The sequence below is a fragment of the Mycobacterium intracellulare ATCC 13950 genome (genome assembly GCF_000277125.1).
Lineage (GTDB): Bacteria > Actinomycetota > Actinomycetes > Mycobacteriales > Mycobacteriaceae > Mycobacterium > Mycobacterium intracellulare.
This window is the reverse complement of record NC_016946.1, coordinates 1,008,085-1,025,839: the sequence shown is the minus strand read 5'-3', so window position 1 is coordinate 1,025,839 and position 17,755 is coordinate 1,008,085. Positions and strand designations below refer to the sequence as shown.

Annotated in this window: 16 protein-coding genes; 8 read left to right on the top strand and 8 right to left on the bottom strand. The window is 67.1% G+C overall.

Going from position 1 to position 17,755, the window contains the following annotated elements:
* Nucleotides 1-8 precede the first annotated feature (8 nt).
* The 3 genes from rsmA to OCU_RS30070 all read right to left on the bottom strand — a co-directional run bounded on the left by rsmA (nucleotide 9) and on the right by OCU_RS30070 (nucleotide 3,051).
* The gene (gene rsmA / locus OCU_RS30080) at nucleotides 9-950 is read right to left on the bottom strand and encodes a 16S rRNA (adenine(1518)-N(6)/adenine(1519)-N(6))-dimethyltransferase RsmA (RefSeq protein ID WP_014379327.1); all 942 of its coding nucleotides are present in this window, start codon (nucleotides 948-950) and stop codon (nucleotides 9-11) included.
* Nucleotides 914-2,041, bottom strand: coding sequence for a resuscitation-promoting factor (locus tag OCU_RS30075; RefSeq protein ID WP_201368248.1), 1,128 nt, complete (start codon nucleotides 2,039-2,041; stop codon nucleotides 914-916). The genes rsmA and OCU_RS30075 overlap by 37 nt, the downstream gene beginning before the upstream one ends.
* Nucleotides 2,042-2,208: 167 nt before the next feature.
* Nucleotides 2,209-3,051: a TatD family hydrolase gene (locus tag OCU_RS30070; protein ID WP_026071421.1), complete on the bottom strand. Its 843-nt coding sequence runs from the start codon at nucleotides 3,049-3,051 to the stop codon at nucleotides 2,209-2,211.
* Between the two features lie 18 nt (nucleotides 3,052-3,069).
* On the opposite strand from OCU_RS30070, the gene metG reads away from it, so the two are divergent.
* Nucleotides 3,070-4,614 carry a methionine--tRNA ligase gene (metG, locus tag OCU_RS30065; RefSeq protein WP_014379324.1) on the top strand — a complete coding sequence of 515 codons (1,545 nt, stop codon included), beginning with the start codon at nucleotides 3,070-3,072 and terminating at the stop codon, nucleotides 4,612-4,614.
* On the opposite strand, the gene OCU_RS30060 is transcribed toward metG, so the two are convergent.
* Together OCU_RS30060 and OCU_RS30055 are read right to left on the bottom strand one after the other, a co-directional pair.
* Nucleotides 4,611-4,970 (bottom strand): nitroreductase/quinone reductase family protein, encoded by a 360-nt coding sequence (locus OCU_RS30060; protein ID WP_009954286.1) that lies wholly within the window; start codon nucleotides 4,968-4,970, stop codon nucleotides 4,611-4,613. The two genes, metG and OCU_RS30060, sit on opposite strands and share 4 nt — an antisense overlap.
* Nucleotides 4,971-4,992: 22 nt before the next feature.
* Complete coding sequence (locus OCU_RS30055; protein ID WP_014379323.1) at nucleotides 4,993-5,466, bottom strand: DUF1772 domain-containing protein; 474 nt, start codon at nucleotides 5,464-5,466, stop codon at nucleotides 4,993-4,995.
* A gap of 90 nt (nucleotides 5,467-5,556) precedes the next feature.
* Between OCU_RS30055 and OCU_RS30050 the strand changes: the two genes are divergently transcribed.
* Together OCU_RS30050 and OCU_RS30045 are read left to right on the top strand one after the other, a co-directional pair.
* On the top strand, nucleotides 5,557-6,147 hold the full coding sequence (locus tag OCU_RS30050; protein WP_014379322.1) for a TetR/AcrR family transcriptional regulator: 591 nt from the start codon (nucleotides 5,557-5,559) through the stop codon (nucleotides 6,145-6,147).
* A 152-nt stretch (nucleotides 6,148-6,299) separates the two neighbouring features.
* Nucleotides 6,300-6,662, top strand: a complete 363-nt coding sequence (locus tag OCU_RS30045) for a PAS domain S-box protein (protein WP_008254177.1) — start codon at nucleotides 6,300-6,302, stop codon at nucleotides 6,660-6,662.
* 62 nt (nucleotides 6,663-6,724) lie between these two features.
* Here the strand turns inward: OCU_RS30045 and OCU_RS30040 are convergent, their stop codons facing one another.
* The 3 genes from OCU_RS30040 to OCU_RS30030 form a co-directional block, all read right to left on the bottom strand.
* Nucleotides 6,725-8,734, bottom strand: a complete 2,010-nt coding sequence (locus OCU_RS30040; protein ID WP_014379320.1) for a hypothetical protein — start codon at nucleotides 8,732-8,734, stop codon at nucleotides 6,725-6,727.
* An 83-nt stretch (nucleotides 8,735-8,817) separates the two neighbouring features.
* Nucleotides 8,818-9,528: a TetR/AcrR family transcriptional regulator gene (locus OCU_RS30035; RefSeq protein ID WP_009954292.1), complete on the bottom strand. Its 711-nt coding sequence runs from the start codon at nucleotides 9,526-9,528 to the stop codon at nucleotides 8,818-8,820.
* A 54-nt stretch (nucleotides 9,529-9,582) separates the two neighbouring features.
* The gene (locus OCU_RS30030; RefSeq protein ID WP_009954293.1) at nucleotides 9,583-10,260 is read right to left on the bottom strand and encodes a TetR/AcrR family transcriptional regulator; all 678 of its coding nucleotides are present in this window, start codon (nucleotides 10,258-10,260) and stop codon (nucleotides 9,583-9,585) included.
* A gap of 621 nt (nucleotides 10,261-10,881) precedes the next feature.
* Between OCU_RS30030 and OCU_RS30025 the strand changes: the two genes are divergently transcribed.
* The 5 genes from OCU_RS30025 to OCU_RS30005 are packed head-to-tail and all read left to right on the top strand — an operon-like array spanning nucleotide 10,882 to nucleotide 17,747.
* On the top strand, nucleotides 10,882-12,117 hold the full coding sequence (locus tag OCU_RS30025; RefSeq protein ID WP_014379319.1) for a PPE family protein: 1,236 nt from the start codon (nucleotides 10,882-10,884) through the stop codon (nucleotides 12,115-12,117).
* A gap of 59 nt (nucleotides 12,118-12,176) precedes the next feature.
* The gene (locus OCU_RS30020; protein ID WP_008254170.1) at nucleotides 12,177-12,749 is read left to right on the top strand and encodes a dTDP-4-dehydrorhamnose 3,5-epimerase family protein; all 573 of its coding nucleotides are present in this window, start codon (nucleotides 12,177-12,179) and stop codon (nucleotides 12,747-12,749) included.
* On the top strand, nucleotides 12,734-14,320 hold the full coding sequence (locus OCU_RS30015; protein WP_014379318.1) for a sugar transferase: 1,587 nt from the start codon (nucleotides 12,734-12,736) through the stop codon (nucleotides 14,318-14,320). Before OCU_RS30020 ends, OCU_RS30015 begins: the two co-directional genes overlap by 16 nt.
* Nucleotides 14,321-14,331: 11 nt before the next feature.
* On the top strand, nucleotides 14,332-15,807 hold the full coding sequence (locus OCU_RS30010) for a flippase (RefSeq protein WP_009954299.1): 1,476 nt from the start codon (nucleotides 14,332-14,334) through the stop codon (nucleotides 15,805-15,807).
* A complete protein-coding gene (locus OCU_RS30005) occupies nucleotides 15,804-17,747 on the top strand; it encodes a glycosyltransferase (protein ID WP_014379317.1) in 1,944 nt (647 codons plus the stop codon). Before OCU_RS30010 ends, OCU_RS30005 begins: the two co-directional genes overlap by 4 nt.
* Nucleotides 17,748-17,755 lie beyond the last annotated feature (8 nt).

Sequence of the window (17,755 nt, the reverse complement as noted above, 5' to 3'; positions counted from 1 at the left end):
TTCGGCGCTCAGCCGGCCGAGGTGGTGTGGGGGCTCGTCGCGGCGGCGCTGTGGGAGCGATCGGCGGAGCGCTGCAACAACCGCACGAAGTCGTCGATCGAGAGCGTCTCGCCGCGGCGCGCGGGATCGATGCTGGCGGCCAGCAACCGATCCGCCGACTCGTTGCCCGAGCCGGCCCAGTCCAGGAACGCGTTGCGACAGGTCTTGCGGCGCTGAGCGAAGGCGATGTCCACCAGCTCGAACACCTGACGCCGGAACGCGTCGGCGGTGGGCCACGGCGAGGTCGCGTACCGGTCGATGCGAACCAGTCCGGAGTAGACGCGGGGAATCGGCCAGAACACGGTCGGCGAGACCGTGCCGCAACGGCGAACCGTGCCGAAGAAGCGAACCTTCACGCTGGGCACGCCGTACTCCTTGCCGCCGGGTTCGGCGGCAAGGCGTTCGGCGACCTCGGCCTGCACCATGACCGTCACGACCCGAATGGACGGGAACTCGGCGAGCAGGTGCAACAGCGCCGGGACCGCGACGTTGTAGGGCAGGTTCGCGACCACGGCGGTCGGCTGGACGTCCAGTTCGTCACGGCGAAGGGTCAAGATATCGCGGTTGAGCACGCTCAGGCGCTGGATTTCGCTGTGCGAGTGCTCCGCGACGGTGTCCGGCAACCGTTCGGCCAGCACCGGATCGATTTCGACGGCCGTGACGGGGGCACCCCGGTCCAGCAGCGCGAGCGTCAACGAACCGAGGCCGGGGCCTACTTCCAGGACGTGGTCGGACCGACCGATCCCGGAGGTCGACACCACTCGGCGCACCGTGTTGGCGTCGTGGACGAAATTCTGGCCGAGCGATTTCCGTGGCCGAAACTCAAGTTCTTTGGCCAGCCGCCTGATCTCCGTGCGCCCGAGTAGCCGGATGGTCAGCGCGCACCAGCTCTTCCGCTGCACACTGGCCACGCACCCCAACCCTGGCGCTCTCGGGTCACCTCGGCGACGGTGATCTGCTCCTCGCGGGTGGCGAGGTCGGCGCGGGCGGCGAACCGCAACCCGCCGTTGCGCTCCCACGTGCCCTGGTCGAACTGCACACCGCCGTAATACCCGTTGCCGGTGTTGATCGCCCAGTTTCCGCCGGCCTCACAACCGGCGATCGCATCCCAGATGGAGCCGTCGCTGATCGGCGGCACCTCGGTGCCGGGCTTGGTGCCGACTCGTACCACCGATTCGCGGGCAGGCGTGATCACCGTGTTGGCGATCGGCAGGCGGCCGGTCTCGACCCCGTTGACGGTGGCCACCGAGAAGGTGACGTCCTGCGTGCCGGGGCTGCCCGGGTCCTCGACCACCTGGCGGCTCATGTTCATTTCCGGATCTTCGATCCGGCGGGCGTTGGGCGGCAACGGGATCCGCTCGGTGACCTGCTGGATCCGGTTGCGGGTCACCTGGACTTCCATTCCCTCGACGATGGGCGTCGTCGCGGCGGGCACCACCTGGTCGCTCTCGAGCAGCGGCGCGCCGGCGGCGCTGAGCAGGCCGGCGACGTTCGGGGCCGCCAGATGTACCGTGCGCACGGCGCCGCCGTCGTTGATGCGGACCGTCTTCGCGCTGACGACGGGCAGCGCCATCCCGGCCAGCGGGACGCGGCTACCGCGGTTGGCCGCGGCGGGGGCGGTGTCGGTCATCGCCAACTGGGCCAGCGCCTCGTCGACGGTGGACGCCGTGGTCCACACCTGCTTGGTGTCATGGCCGTCCAGCGAGATCTGCAACGGGCGGCTGCGCCGGAGCACGATCTTGCCGGCGTCGTGAACCGCGACATCGGCGGCGGGGTACAAATCGTCACGGTCGTCGATGACGAAGCCGTTCTCCTCGACGACGTCGATGACCCGCGACTTCATGGTCTTCACCTGCATGGCGACACCGTCGACGGTCAACGTCACCGTCTTGCACACCGAGATCGCATATCCGCCCGCGAATGCCAGGACTACCAGCAGCCCTCCGACCACGAGACGCAACATCGGCGAAGGATTCTGATGAAGTTTTGTCAATACACTCAACGCGCGCTACCCAACCCTCAGCAACCACTCATTTAGCAGCAGGTCATAAATTAAGGGCCCGCAGGCCCATACCGTTCGATCACAAGACGGTAACGAACTGGCCAATGTTGGGCAACTCTGGCGCGGCTGCGACACGGCGTGTCAACAGAATCGCCAGGTCAGTCGCCTCATTCGGCGGCCAATCCGTACACCCGTCGAGCGTTACTCGTCGTGACGTGAGCCAGCTCCTCGGGGCGACGATCCACCAGTTCGGCGATCGCCCGAACAGTATAAGGAAGGCAATACGGCTCATTGGCCGCCCCTCGGTAAGGATGCGGTGTCAAAAAGGGGGCATCGGTTTCCACCAGCAGCTGCTCCGGCGGTATCAACGGGACGGCTTCGCGCAGGGCGCGCGCGTTGCGGAAGCTGGCGTTGCCGGACAGACTCAGCAGCCATCCGGCGTCCACGCAGCGCCGCGCCATGGCGGCGTCCGAGGAAAAGCAGTGGAAGATCACGACGTCCGGGGCGCCCTCGGCGGCGAGCACGTCGAGCACCTCGGCGTCGGCCTCCCGATTGTGGATCATCAGCGGTTTGCCGCACCGCTTCGCCAGATCGATGTGCCAGGCGAAGGCCTCCCGCTGCACGGCGGGCTCGGCACAGCCGTCCAGCCGCCCGGGCCAATACATGTCCATGCCGGTCTCGCCGACCGCCACCACCCGGGGGTGGGCCACCAGGCGCTCGATCTCGGCGCGGGCGGCCTCGGTGAGCGCGTCGGCGCGGGTCGGGTGCAAGGCCGTTGCGGCATAAACCCGCCGGTCCCATTCGGCGGCGCGGGTGACCCAGCCCGCCGACTCCAGGTCGTCGGCGATGGTGACGACCGCACCGACCCCGACCGCCGCCGCGCGGTCGACGATGGCCCGCACTCCCTCGGCGTCGGTGGCGCCGCACGCGTCGAGGTGGGTGTGCGCATCCACGAGCGGGCTCAAGGGCTCGGGAGCCGGGGGCGGCTGGCGTTTGGAACTCACGCGCACACAATAGGGTGAACTGCGATGAGGCCGTATTACGTCACCACCGCAATCACCTATCCGAACGGCGATCCGCACATCGGGCACGCGTACGAATACGTCGCGACCGACGCGATCGCCCGGTTCAAGCGGCTTGACGGGTTCGACGTGCGGTTTCTGACCGGCACCGACGAGCACGGCCTCAAGATGGTGGAGACGGCGGCCGCCGAGGGCATCGGCACGGCCGAGCTGGCCCGCCGCAATTCGGATGTGTTCCAGCGCCTGCAGGAGCGGTTGAACATCTCCTTCGACCGCTTCATTCGGACCACTGACCCCGACCACCACGAGGCGTCCAAAGAGATCTGGCGCCGGATGGCCGCCGCCGGCGACATCTACCTGGACACCTACTCGGGCTGGTACTCGGTGCGCGACGAACGGTTTTTCGTCGAATCGGAAACCAGACTCCTCGACGACGGGACCCGGGTGGCGCTGGAAACCGGCGCCCCGGTGACCTGGACCGAGGAACAGACCTACTTCTTCCGGCTCTCGGCGTATGCCGACAAGCTGCTGGCCCACTACGAGGCGAACCCGGACTTCATCGCGCCCGAGGTGCGCCGCAACGAGGTCGTCAGTTTCGTGGCGGGCGGCTTGCGCGACCTGTCCATCTCGCGCACCTCGTTCGACTGGGGCGTGCAGGTGCCCGAGCATCCCGACCACGTGATGTACGTCTGGGTCGACGCGCTGACCAACTACCTGACCGGGGTGGGCTACCCGGACACCGACTCGGAGATGTTCCGCCGCTACTGGCCGGCCGACCTGCACATGATCGGCAAGGACATCATCCGGTTTCACACCGTGTACTGGCCGGCGTTTCTGATGTCGGCCGGAATCGAGTTGCCGCGAAGGGTTTTCGCGCACGGCTTCCTGCTCAACCGCGGCGAGAAGATGAGCAAGTCGGTGGGCAACGTCGTCGACCCGGTCGCCCTGATCGAGGAGTTCGGCGTGGACCAGGTGCGCTATTTCCTGTTGCGGGAGGTCCCGTTCGGCCAGGACGGCAGCTTCAGCGAAGAGGCCATCATCACCCGGATCAACACCGACCTGGCCAACGAACTGGGCAACCTGGCCCAGCGGTCGCTGTCGATGATCGCCAAGAACCTGGGCGGCGTGCTGCCCGAACCCGGTGAGTTCACCGCCGCCGACACCGAACTGCTGGCGACGGCCGACGGCCTGTTGGAGCGGCTGCGGGCCAGCTTCGAATCACAGGCGATGCACCTGGCGCTGGAAGCGATCTGGCTGATGCTCGGCGAGGCCAACAGATACTTTTCGGCGCAGCAGCCGTGGGTCTTGCGCAAGAGCGAGTCGGAGGCCGATCAGCAGCGGTTCCGCACGGTCTTGTACGTCACCTGCGAGGCGGTTCGCATCGCGGCGCTGCTGGTCCAGCCCGTCATGCCCGAATCGGCCGGCACGCTGCTGGATCTGCTGGGGCAGGCGCAAGACCAGCGAACATTTGCCGCCCTCGGCGCGCGGCTGACTCCCGGCACGGTGCTGCCGCCCCCGACGGGCGTGTTCCCCCGCTACCAGAACGACTAGGCGAGGCGAACGCGGACGGTGACGCGCCCGTTGGCGTCCCGGTGTGCGATCGCATGTCCGGTCCGTTCGGCGCCGTCGAGCGTCAGCGACATCGGGGCGCCGTCGCCGACAAAGTTGCGCCACCACGTCTTGGCTTCGGGCATGTTCGCGGCGATCTCGATATCGTCGCCGCGGCGGCGGTAGGCCACCGGAATCGAAAACGTGCGCCCGGAACGTCGACCCGTGTAGGTGACGAGCGTGATGCTGCGCCTGAGGCCGGCGCCGAAGCGCGGCGAGGCCGCCATGGCCGCGACCGGTTTGTTCAACACTGGTGCCGCGCGCATCAACAGCCGTCCGATGTTCTTGCCCATGGTCATTGTCTCGATATCCCTTCGGAGTTCAGATCACTAGCGCCAGGCACAATCCGGCGACCGCCAGGCCCTGCAGGGTGGCCCTGGTTGTGATCACCTTGTCCCAGTTACGTTGCAGCGCTCGAACATTCGTCGACAGCTCGGGCCGATCGACCGCGGCGATGAGTTGGTGGTTGATCGGCGCGCTCACTCGTAGGTAGAGCAACAGCCACACCAGCAGCATGCCGACGGAGGCGCCGGCAGCACCGGCTTGCGTCCAGTGGCCGGACACCGCGGCGAATACCGCGCTGAGCGCCGCAGCCACCAGGCCGAGGGCCCCGGGCACCGGCATCCGGCGGTCTCCGTAGCGATGGATGTTGCCCATCACCGCGAGCATGGCGCGGTCGTCGACGCGGGCCAGCGCGGGCCGCTGCACCACCGCGCAGAACACGTCGGTGCCGTAGACCACCGCGGTACCCAGCACCGCGATGGCCGCGAACAACGTGGCGATCATGATGCGCACTCCTCGTCTGCAGGTGTTAGCGATGCTAACCCTATGAGCCGATCGTGTCAATAGCGTCGCTAGCTTCTATATCGGCGCTAGCATGAGTGGATGGCCATCGAAGACCGCCGGGCACGCGAACGCGCCGCCCGGCGCCGGCTGATCACCGCCACCGCGCGCAAGCTGGCCGAGGAAGAGGGCTGGGACGCCGTCACCACCCGGCGGCTGTCCGCCGAGATCGAATACAGCCAGCCGGTGCTCTACAAACACTTCTCGGGCATGGAGGACATCGCCGCATCGGTCGCGGTCGAGGGTTTCGGCGAACTCGCGGACGCGCTGCGCACCGCGCGCCGCGGCGCCACCGACGGCCGGGACGCCCTGGCGCGGGTCGCCCACTCCTTCGTCGCGTTCGCTCGTGACAACCCCGCGCTCTTCGATGCGATGTTCACCCGCGCGACAACGCTGCCGTTCGCCGCCGCGGAAACCCCCGCCGAGCTGACGGCGGCCTTTGCCGAGCTGCGCACCGCGGTGGACATGGTCGCGGGCGCCCGGGACGCCGACACGCTGACGGAGGTGCTGTGGGCGGCCCTGCACGGGCTGGTCACCCTCGACCGCAGCGGCCGGCTACGTCCGAACCACCACGGCGCCCGCGTCGACATCCTGATCAGCGGGTTCTGCGACGCCGCCGCCCCGGCGACGTGAGCGTTCAAAGAGCCGAACAATTCGGTTGCGGATCAAGCGACTTCAACCACGCCGCCGAATCCCTTTCGGGGAAAGCCCCCAACATATCCTCTGCTATAGCCCATAATCGGGCTGTGGAACGACGCCAGAACCGGCAACAGAGCCAATCGCCGATGACGACCTTGAAGGAGCTGCCCGCACTGGTGGTGCTGGAGCGGATCCCGGTTCCGGTGCTGGCCATCGGCGACGACGGCAGTATTTTGTTCGCCAACACCGCGTTTGCCGACATGATGGGTTACGAGCCGGAGGAAACGCTGTCGCTGCGGTTCGAACAGATCTTCCATCAGGCCCCGGCGTCGGAATCGCTGCTGGCGACCGTCCATGCTCTCGCGAACATGGTCGTCGAGCTGGCACACAAGGACGGCTCGGTCGTGCGCGCCATGATGAGCAAGTCCGCGGTGCGACGGGTGGATGACCAGTTCGCCCTCGCCGCGTTCCAGGACCTGACCGAGCAGCTCTGGGAGGAAGCGCGCTAGCGGGTGCCCTCAGCGGCGCGAAGCGGAGTCAATCGCTATCGGCGCGCAAGCGGAGTCAAACACTATCGGCGTCGCCATGATTCGCGCCTGACGCGCCACAGGATCACCCCTGCCCCGACGATGGCCACGGCGACCCAACCCGCGCCGAACCACCATAGCCAGTCGAGATCCGAATGGCTTCCGGATCCCGCGGCGGCCGCGCCGGCCGGCAATGGCGGATGATCGACGGTCACCGGTTCTTGTCCGGGTACAGACACCACCGCAACGCCTTTGAGTCGCTGCCAGTGCTTGTTGTCATCGCCCTTGAGCCACCGGATCAGCTCGTCAAGCTGTCCGGGCGCCCCGTTGGACGTCGCGATCAGCAGTGTGCGCCCGCGGTTGAAAACCGTTTGGAGAGAGGCGAATCGCAGCATCGGGTCCAGCGTGAGCTTGGTGGGCTTGTCGCCGGACCCGACGGCGTTGACGGTGATCGGTCCGCTGGGCCCGGCTGCCACGGGGAGCGTCACGTCGGACTGATTCCAGCCGTCGGCGGAAATCAGCAGGGCGGGATTCGAGGAATCCACCGCTTGCTTGACGCCGGTGACGGTCGTGTCGATCGGTAACGCGCTCATTCGCTGCAGACCCACCAGGATGTCGAGCGCGCGCACCGTGTCGATCAACGAGTGCTCCGCGATGCCCACCTGCACGCGGGGCATCAGTGTCTGCGGCACCGACTGAAGGCCGTCCGGGGTCGGCGGCGCGGCCCCACTGCTCTGAATGGTGCTGTCGCCGTTGATGTTCAATGTCAACAACTGGTTTCCCGGCCCGGCGGTGTAAAAGTCGCCGCAATGCCCGACGTTGCTCGCGACGTCGAGCACCAATTCGATGTTGGTGTAGCGCTGCAGCAGCCGATCCGGCACGTCGATCCAGCGGTCGATGCTGCCCTGCCCATCGGTGGGCCAGTGATCGATGGTCTCGGGACCGATCGTGACGGCAATCCGGCCGGCGATGTTGTTCGGCGTCGGTGTATAGGAACCCAGCAGATGCACGCGCACCCCGCGGATCGACCTGCCAAATCGGGTCTGGTCCACTCCGACCGACACCCGCGGTTGCAGGGAAGTCGCGTTGATGAAGGGGCGCCCCAGTTCGCGGAGCGTGGCGGTGTCTGCGGGTAGTTGCACCTTGGGCTTCAGCGATTCCACCGCCGCCCTGGAGGAAAACGCCAGCTCCGACAGGTCGCTGAACAGCACGGCCGTGTTCGATTCGTCCGTTTGGCCCAGCGGCCCGGAGACGAGAAGCCACGGCACACCGGTCGCGCCCTGCAGCGAAAGGCCGTTATCCGGGCCCTCTTTGACGACGACCTGGCGTTCCAGCGGCGCCGGCGGCGTCGGCGGCGCCGCCTGTCCTTCCTGTAGCGGAACCACGACGATCTCGGGAGCCTGTTTGCCGTAATGCGACGCCGTGGAGGTGGCCAGTCGGATTGCCGTGTCGGACTCGGCAGTTGACGGCGATTGCGGCAGATAGATGGTCAGCTTTCGCAGCACCGGCGGCAAGAAATGAGCCACGGTGGTGGGCGGCAGCTCGGCCCCGGTGTAGGTGACCGTTCCGTTGGCGAGCCGAAGCGGGCTTTCCGGGTACAAGCAAAATCCGTCCAGCGGCACCAGGTACGTACGCACCGTCACGCTCAGAAAGTTGTCGATGACCTCCGCTCCGGTGAGCGGAATGACGATCGGGGCTTGATCGGTGGTCGGTAGGTTCACCCGAGCGATGGTGCGATCGCCTTGCGTCACGGTGATCAACCCCGACCGCAGATTGATCGGCAGTTCGACGGTCGCGTTCAGAGCTGTCGGGGTCAGCCCGTGCAGCACCGGCAGAGTCAGCGGCACGTTGTTGGTCAGGCCCCAGAACTCCAGGGTGGAGGAAGACCCGAGGTCCGCCAGCGTCAGCGTCGTCGTCGAGTCCGTCGCGGTGACCGGATCGGCGGGCGTACCCCACGACGCCGCCGGAGCATTTATCACCAGGAAACCGACGACACCGGCGAGTGCAATTGCACGGCCGAGAGCTTTCCGGAACATCACCGGAACAGTATGCATTGTTGAAAGCGCTTCAACCCCAATAACGGAAACGCCGTTGCGGCGAACGCGAAAACGTGTCCCGCAACGGCTCTCACCGAAAGCTAATCGGCTTCGGTTTCCCCGGCGGCGTCGTCGTCCGAAGCGTCGGCGGCGGTATGGCGCATCACTTCGCGGCGCAGAAATTGCTGGAAGTAGGGCAGCGACGCTTCCGCGACAACGCCGGGCAGCAGGAGTTCCCATAGCTGATGCAACCGCGCGAAGGGGTCACCGGTGACGTCCCCGATCCTGCCGTGGCTGGATATCGCGGTCGCGATCAACCGCGTCCCGGATATGGCGCCCACGATCGACGCGCTGAGCACGTCGGGGTCGATGTCGCTCCGAAGGTCGCCTTCCTTGGCCGCGCGGCGCGCCTCCTGGGCCGTCTCCAGCACCAAGTTGGCGTAGAAGCGCGAGGCGGCACCGTTGAATCCGCTTAATGCCGTGGCCAATTGCGCGGCCGCCCGGGCCATTTTGTCGGAGCCCAACACGTCGACGATCGTGAATGAGCCGTGCACAATGTTTTCCAGCCCCGGCGACGACGACTTGCAGACATTTCGGTACGCGCTGAGGATCGCGTCGGACCCTTCCTCGATGATGTTCGAGGCCAACGATTCTTTCGAATCAAAGTGGTGATAGAGGGCGCCTTTGGTCATGCCCGTCCGCTCGATGATCGTGCTCCACCCGGCGGCCGCATACCCGACCTCGCCGAACACTTCGATCGCGGCGTCGAGGATTTTTTGCCGAGTGGCTTCAGACCGAACCTGGCGCGGCATTACCGCTGTACCTTTGCAGTCTCGTCGGATCCGCAGATCGCTCGCCCGTCGCTTTTACTGCGCGTCGTCATCGGTGGAACTGGTGTTGATGGCGAGCGTCGCACGCCGCCTGAGGAATTGGCGGAAGTAGTCGATTCGGTCCGGTTGAAGTATCCCGGTGAGCAGCAAGGACCAGCACTTTTCCAAGTCGCCCAGGAACCGTTCCGGGTCGTCCAGGTTGCTGGTCTTTCGCAGTCCCATGTGCAGGGACACCATCATGCGGCCGATGTCCTGCGGGTCGCATTGTTCATTGATGTCGCCCTCGGCCATGGCCTGCTCGGCGACTTTGCCCAGGTTTTTGATCCAGCGGTCGAACAACTTTTCCTGCATCCCGTCGGGCAGGCCGACCGACTCCATCAGGTTCAGTCCCGACCTGACGAGGTCAATCTTGATGTCCCGGACGGCGATCAGATACGAGAAGTCGATGAGCGTCTCGAGGCCCGAGAGCCCGCGCGTCAGCAGGTCACGCACGCCGGCCGCGCCGTCCTCGACCTGGCTTTCGATGATCGCGACCGCCAGCGCGTGCTTCGACTTGAAGTGGAAATACATTGCGCCCTTGGTCAGTTCGGCCTCGGCGAGAATGTCGTCGAGCCCGACGTCGTGGTAGGGCCTACGGGCGAACTGGTGCGACGCGGCCCGCAGAATCTGTTGCCGGGTCGCGTCGGCGCGTCCGTCAGTCGAATGTGTCGTCATCGCAATCGAGAAATCAGTTCTTGGCGGCCGGGACCGTGCGGCAAGCCGTGGCATCGAGGCTGACGCCGCGGGCGGCATCGCCCACCCTTGCGTCGACCGACGCCTTGCTCAAGCAGGGCACACACACCTCGGTTCTTCACAGATTGAGAGCGAACACGCCGCTCAAGATTTCTAGCCCACTTCTGAGGTTAGCAGTCATACGGCTGTCCCGGTTGACGCTCCTGTAAATACTTGAGGTTTATGTCACAGCGTGTTGTCAAACCTATAGTATGTTTTATACGCTATTGTGCGTACGTCAGTCTGATTTGACCCGCGGACCGCCTCGACCGTCCGTATCGCACGAAGGAGAACGCACATGTCCCCTCTCACCACGCCTTATTCGGGCCGCGTGGTGGGAGGGGGCATGGACGCCGCGCGCACGCCCTCGTCGGCCCTGGGCCCCAAAAGCGTGCGCGACCGGGGACTAACGGCCTTTAGCGAGGGGCCAATGACCCGTAGCCCTCGAACGGGCCTATTTCCATACTTGGGGTATGAACTTGGCGGCTTTATTGGTCTCGAGGCATGCGACGTGAGCGCTTTCGCCGGATCCGCGACGCGATCCGCTGACGGGAAGGCCGTCAAGTGATCGATTTCGGAGCGCTTCCCCCGGAGGTCAATTCCGCGCGGATGTACGCCGGTCCCGGCCCCTTCTCGCTGATGGCCGCGGCGGTGGCCTGGGACGCTTTGGCCGCCGAACTGCACGCCGCGGCGAGTTGCTACCGCTCGGTGATCGCCGGGTTGACCACCGGACGCTGGCTGGGCCCGTCGTCGCTGACCATGGCGTCGGCGTACGCGCCATACATGGCGTGGATGGCCGGCGCCGGAGCGCGAGCCGCGGAGACGGCCGGTCAAGCCAGACTCGCCGTGGAGGTTTTCGAGGCCGCCTTCGCGATGACCGTCCCGCCGCCCGCGGTCGCGGCCAACCGGGCGCAGCTCGCGACGCTGGTTGCGACCAACTTCTTCGGGCAGAACACCGCCGCCATCGCGGCCACCGAGGCCGAATACGGCGAGATGTGGGCGCAGGACGCCGCGGCGATGTATGCGTACGCCGCGGGTTCGGCGGCCGCGTGCGAGGTGACACCGTTCACCCCGGCGCCGAACGTGACGAACGAGAGTGGGGTGGCCCAGCAGGCCGCCGCGGTCGGGAAGGCCACCTCGGAGACGGAGCAGGCGAACCTGGCGAATGTGGTGTCCAAGGTGCCCAACTCGCTGCACCAGCTGTCCTCGCCGATGAAAACCGGGACCACCCTCCTCAGCGACGTCGTCACCGATACCAGTTCTGGCGCCGGGGATGCCATTACCGGCGCTGGGGCCGGCGCAGGCGATGCGGCCAATTCGTCGATCATGACCGGCCTCGCGTCGGGCATCCCCGGCGCCATCCCCAGCGCATTCTCGGCGGCGGCGACCCCCCTCTACGGCATGTCCTCCATCCTCGGCATAGCCCAGACCGCGCAGGGCTTGGCAAAAGCCGCCGGCGACGGCGTCATGGCCGCTGCCTCGGGGGCCGCGAGTGCGGCCAGTTCGGGTGCCGGAGCGCTCGGATCGATCGGATCGCTCGGATCCGGCATCTTCGGCAGCCTCGGCAAGGCGGCCATGCTGGGTCCGTTGGCGGTGCCGGCGAGCTGGACCAGCGTGATTCCCGCCGCCCACAGCGCCGTGTCGGCGCTACCCGCGATCAACCTCGCCGGCGCCAACGTGCCGCCCAGCGTCATGGGCTCGCTGCCCCGTCTCGCCGCCGCCTCGGGCAAGAACCTCGGGCCACGTTACGGCGTGATCCCGACCGTGATGACACGCCCGCTGTCCGCCGGATACGCGTAGGCCATGCCATGAGCGGACAGGTTTTTTTAAAAGGCCCGGTGCAGGAGAAGGAGCGGTAAGTGAAGTACACGCCCACCAAGGTCGCCGGGGTGACAATCATCGACTTCGAACTCAACCACGACCATCGCGGGTTCTCCTCACGTTCGTTCTCCGCCCGTGACTTCGCCAACCATGGGCTGGATTTCGAAGTCGCGCAGACGAATATCTACTTCAACTACACCCGCGGCACCGTGCGTGGCCTGTACCGCCGGGTGCCGCCGCACGCCGAGGCGAAACTGGTCCGTTGCACGCGCGGTGCCATCGCCGCCGTCGCGGTCGACGTCCGCCCCGACTCGCTGACCTACGGCGACCACGTGATGGTGCAGTTGAGCGCCGACGACCAACGCACGCTGTTCTTGCCCCCGTATGTCGCTTATGGCTTCCAGACGCAGGTCGACGACACCGAGGTCACCTTTCACGTCAGCGGCCAGTACGCGATGGCCGACGAGCAGGGGATCCGCTGGGACGACCCCGAATTCGGAATCTCATGGCCGATACCGGTCACCGTCATCTCCGAGCAAGACGCGAGCTGGCCCTCGCGCAAATCCAGATTGGCACCAGTCGAACAGGTGGCATCATGCGTCAGTCGGTGATCGTTCCCAACACAGTGGATGTCGTGGCGCCCAGCTGGCGGCAGCTCAAGGCCTGGCCGGCGGGCACGACGGCGTCGCACCGCAGCGAGGCCGCGGGCCCGCCCGTGATCGCCCCCGCCGCGGCTCCGGCTGCTGCGAATACCGCACAGCGCTGGCAGGACCGCTACTCGCAGGGTCTGCGCATCAGTGACTCGGTGATCGTCTTCGCGTCGGTGATGCTCGCCCAGTACGTCCGCTTCGGGGAGATCGCGAACACCTCGGGTTACTCGGACCCGACCATGACGCTGTTCTCCTTCCTGTTCGCGGCGCTGTGGCTGTCGGCCCTCGCGATATTCCAAACGCGCTCAACGCGAATCATCGGCGCGGGGATCGAGGAGTACCGCCGGATCGGCACCGCCTCCTTCTGGACGTTCGGGATCATCGCCATGGTGACGTTGCTCGCCAAGGTCGATCTGGCCCGCGGCTATCTGGCGATCGCGCTTCCCGTCGGCACCGTGGGATTGCTGGCCAGCCGCAGCGTGTGGCGAAAGCACATCTGCCACAAGCGCGTCCAGGGTGAGTGCCAGACCCGCGTCTTGGCGATCGGAGACCGGCAATCGGTCACGCACCTCGCACACGAACTGGACCGTAACCCGGTGGCCGGGTGCGTCGTGGTCGGCGTCTGCATCCCCGGTTACGGGCCGGCGCGCGGCAACACCCTGACGATCGGCGGCCGTCAGGTCCCGATCCTGGGCGACCAAACCCAGGTGGCGACGGCGATCGGCAGCTGCGGCGCGGACACCGTCGCGGTGACCCAAACGGATCACTTTGGGATGCACGGGATCAGGGAGCTGCTGTGGCAGCTGGAGACCCTGGACGTCGACCTGGTGGTGTCGCCCGGCGTCATGGACGTCACCGAGGCGCGGTTGACCCTGCGCCTGACCGGCGGGCTGCCGCTGCTGCACGTCGACAAGCCGCAATACGAAGGGGCGCACCGCTTTCAGAAGCAGGCCTTCGACTTCGTGTTCTCGCTGGCGGCGCTGGTCGCCACAGCACCGGTGCTGGTCGCCGCTGCCATCGCCATCAAGCTGACCAGCAAGGGCCCCGTCTTCTACCCGTCGGAACGCATCGGCACCGACGGAAAGCCCTTTACGATGCTGAAGTTCCGCACGATGGTCGACGGTGCGGACACTCAACTCGAGCACCTGCTGGCCGTCAACGAGGGCGCCGGCGGCATGCTGTTCAAGATGCGCCAGGACCCCCGGGTCACCCCCATCGGCAGAATTCTCCGCCGGTACAGCATCGATGAGCTCCCGCAATTCATCAACGTCCTCAAGGGGGACATGAGCGTCGTCGGGCCCCGGCCCCCGTTGCGCCGCGAAGTCGACAACTACGACGGCGAGGTCAAGAGGCGCTTGCTGGTGAAGCCGGGCGTCAGCGGGCTGTGGCAGGTGAGCGGCCGGTCGGACCTGTCCTGGGAAGAGTCGGTGCGCCTGGATCTGTCCTACGTCGACAACTGGTCGATGTCGGGTGATCTGATGATCGTCGCCAAGACGGTGAAAGCGGTCCTGACAAGCCACGGAGCCTACTAGGCTCGCGAGCCATGACCGAGCCAACGGCACCCGCCGCGGTGGTGCCCACGGTGCCGCTCGCGCGGATGGCTCACGCGTTCTCGATCCAGCTGATCTGCCGGGCGCTGGGGATGCTCGCGTCCGTGGTTTCGGTGGCGATGACCGCCCGCTATCTGGGTCCCGGACGCTACGGCCAGCTCACCATCGCGGTGGCGTTCGTCGCGATGTGGACCAGCTTCGCCGATCTGGGCATCGCCACCGTCATCGTGCGGCGGGTGACCTCCGGGCGTGGCGAACTCGAACGCCTGGTGCGCATCAACAGCGGCCTGGCCCTTCTCTACTGCGGTCCCCTCGCGGTGCTGGCGGCCGGGTCGGGGCTGCTCATCTATCACGACACCCAGGTGCGGGTGATGCTCGTCGTGCTGGCGGGCGGGCTGCTGCTGCAGACCATGACGACACGGTTCGAACCGGTATTCCTTGCCACCGTCCGGTTCTCCGCGGTGGCCATCTCCGACGTCGCCGCCCGGGTGAGCACGCTGGCCATGGTCGCCTGGCTGGTCGCGGCGCACTCGGACGTCATCTGGTTCGCGGTCGCACAGCTGATCCCACCGGCCGTGCAGCTACTGATCCAGGGCGCCGCCGCGATGCGGCACATCTCGGTACGGCCGCTGTTCGCCCCGCGGGAAGCCGCCGACCTGTTACGGGAAAGCTTGCCGCTGATCGGATTTATGATCGTCGGGCTCCTGTACTGCCGCGCCGACGGCGTGATCCTGTCCCTGCTGAGCACCCACTCCGAGGTGGGCGTGTACGGGCTGGCCCTGACGATCTCGTTCAACACGATCGTGGTTTCGCTGATCTTCCACAAGTCGACGCTGGCGACGGCCACCGAGCTGTTCTCGCGCGACGTGGCGGCGTTCGCCCGTTTTCTGCGCCGCAGCGTCGAATTGATGTACTTCGTTGCGGTTCCGATCGCCGTTGTGGGCGTGCTGCTGGCCGGACCGCTGATCGGGTTGTTCGGCAAGAGCGCGTTCATCGAACGCGGGACGCCCACACTGGCGTTGCTGTTCGTCGCCGCGGCCCTGCGGTTCGTCGGTGGCACCCTGGGCCAGGGGTTGGTGGCTTCCCATCATCAACAGGTCCTGCTGTGGCTGACGGTGGCGACCCTCGCGCTCAACGTCGCGCTCAACCTCGCCCTGGCCGGGCGGTTCGGCGCCGTCGGCCCCGGTGTGGCGCTGGTGTGCACGGAACTGTTCAACATGACGATCTCGAGCTGGTGGCTGCGCCGACGCTGCGGTTACCGCACGCCCGTGCCGTTCGTGCTGCGCTTGCTGATTCCGACGGGGGCGAGCGTGGTTGTGACACTGCTGCTTTCGGGTCACCACGTAATCCTGGTACTGTCCGCCGCAGCCGTCGCCTACCTGGCCACCAGCGCGACCTTCGGCCCGATCACCTGGTCGACCCTGACCTCTCTGCGGGCCACGCTGCGCGAAGAGCAGCTGACGGCATGACCCGTGAAACGGACCGGGCATATCTGAAGCGCCCAGTCGGCGACACCGCCGGCCTGCCGCCCACGCGCTCGCTGGCCGTGCTGATCGTGAGCCAACGCGGCCACGAGTCGCTCGAGGTCTGCCTCGACAGCGTCGCCGAGCATCTACCCGAGCTGCCGGTTCACGTCTACGACCGCAGCGGCTCGGGGCATGCGGAACTCGCCGCGAAATATCCTGCGGTCCGGTGGTTTTCGGGCCAGGCGAACGTCGGTTTCGCCGCGGCCTGCAACACGCTGGTGGAGCACATGCCCGCCGATACAGACCTCCTGCTGCTGGACCCCCATGCCCACCTGCTGGGGCCGCTGAACCGGACCCGCGAGTTACTTGGTCAGCCCAGGGTGGCGGCGGTTTCGCCGCTCGCACGCGACGCCGCCGCGCCGGACCGGGCGCCGTGGGACGTCGCCGCCCGCCGCCACACCGTCAGCCGCGAGCTGCGCGCGGCGGGCGGGCGCGCCGGCCCGCACCGTCGCACGACGCCCGCACGGCGGTACTCTCACCAGCCTCCCGAATCGCGAAGCATCGACGGCGATTTGGCTCCGATCTGCCTGGTGATCAGCCGCGCGGCCTGGAACACCATCGGCCCCTTCGACGAGGAGTACTTCGGCTACGGCGAGGTGGCCGACTGGCAGGCCCGGGCCCGCGCCGCCGGCTGGCGCATCCTGCTCGCCGACGAGCTCGGCGTCGAGCGCCGCGACCCGGTGAGCGACGACGGCCCCCGACAGCGCCGCGACCGGGACCTGGCGCGAACCAACACCGCGCTGTTGCTCGAACATCACAACAGCGTCCACCACGCGGACGTGTACCTGGCCGGCACAGCCGCCCTGCAGCGGCTACGGCGGGGCAAACGCGCGCGCCGGCAAACCGGCCTGCCGTCGATAGTCATCGCCACCAACCGCCTGGTCTACGGGGGCGCCGAGCGGCAAAAGGCGCTCTTGGCAACGGAATTGGACCGCCGCGGCTACGCGGTCACTGTCGTCTGCGTGCAGCGGTTCGGCCCGCTGATCGCCGAAATTCCGGACACGGTGCGGGTGATCCGCCAGCCGTGGTGGGCGCCGATGGTCGACATGACCGAGGGCCCGGCGGTGCTGATCACCGGCGACACCAATACCGAGGTGGGCTTCGGCACGTTGTGGCGCGCCGCCGGCCGGAGCCGTCGATGGCTGGTCGCACCGCACGTCCCTCCCGAGGAGGACCGGCCGATCTACTCGCGGCCACTGGCCGCGGCGATGCGCCGCGCGGACGGATTCATCGTTTTGGCACAACGCCATTGGGACATGCTGACCAAACAGCACCGGCTCCGGGGACGGTACTTCGTCGCGCCCAACGGCGTCGCCGACCTCGGGGAGCCGAGCCCCCGGCATCGCGGCGCCGGCCGACCGCTGCACCTGGTCATGCTCTCACGCATCGTCGAGCACAAGAACCCGCATCTGCTGATCGAGGCGCTGAGCGGCCTCGCTGAGATGCCCTGGCGATTGTCGATTTTCGGCGACGGGCCCGATCGAGAGAGGCTGCAGGCACGCACACCCGCCGGGTTGGGGGATCGCGTCCAGTGGCGGGGATGGTCGGCCGGGCCGGGCCCCGCGCTGGCCGACGCGGACCTGCTGTGTGTTCCCAGCCGCTCCGAGGCCTTCCCGGTGGTGATCCTCGAGGCGATGGCCAGGGCGGTGCCGGTCGCGGCGTCGGCGATTTGTGCTGTCCCGGAAATGTTGGATTTCGGAGGGGCGGGGTTCCTGGTCGAGCCCGTCTCCGCGTTGGGGTGGCGAGAACACTTGGCCCGGATCATGGCGGAGCCCGACGCGCTGCCGTCGGTCGGACGACGCGGCTATGAGCGCATGCGCAAGCACTACACGGTGGAGGCGATGGCCGACGCCTACCTGGGCGCGATCGGGGCTGTGCTGTGAATTCGCCT

What these genes read in the sequence shown, in the direction of transcription:
- OCU_RS30010 (WP_009954299.1), top strand. Translation starts at nt 14,332, where the DNA reads ATGACCGAGCCAACGGCACCCGCCGCGGTGGTGCCCACGGTGCCGCTC.
- OCU_RS30040 (WP_014379320.1), bottom strand. Translation starts at nt 8,734, where the DNA reads ATGCATACTGTTCCGGTGATGTTCCGGAAAGCTCTCGGCCGTGCAATT.
- OCU_RS30035 (WP_009954292.1), bottom strand. Translation starts at nt 9,528, where the DNA reads ATGCCGCGCCAGGTTCGGTCTGAAGCCACTCGGCAAAAAATCCTCGAC.
- OCU_RS30060 (WP_009954286.1), bottom strand. Translation starts at nt 4,970, where the DNA reads ATGACCATGGGCAAGAACATCGGACGGCTGTTGATGCGCGCGGCACCA.
- metG (WP_014379324.1), top strand. Translation starts at nt 3,070, where the DNA reads ATGAGGCCGTATTACGTCACCACCGCAATCACCTATCCGAACGGCGAT.
- OCU_RS30015 (WP_014379318.1), top strand. Translation starts at nt 12,734, where the DNA reads ATGCGTCAGTCGGTGATCGTTCCCAACACAGTGGATGTCGTGGCGCCC.
- OCU_RS30030 (WP_009954293.1), bottom strand. Translation starts at nt 10,260, where the DNA reads ATGACGACACATTCGACTGACGGACGCGCCGACGCGACCCGGCAACAG.
- OCU_RS30045 (WP_008254177.1), top strand. Translation starts at nt 6,300, where the DNA reads ATGACGACCTTGAAGGAGCTGCCCGCACTGGTGGTGCTGGAGCGGATC.
- OCU_RS30050 (WP_014379322.1), top strand. Translation starts at nt 5,557, where the DNA reads ATGGCCATCGAAGACCGCCGGGCACGCGAACGCGCCGCCCGGCGCCGG.
- OCU_RS30005 (WP_014379317.1), top strand. Translation starts at nt 15,804, where the DNA reads ATGACCCGTGAAACGGACCGGGCATATCTGAAGCGCCCAGTCGGCGAC.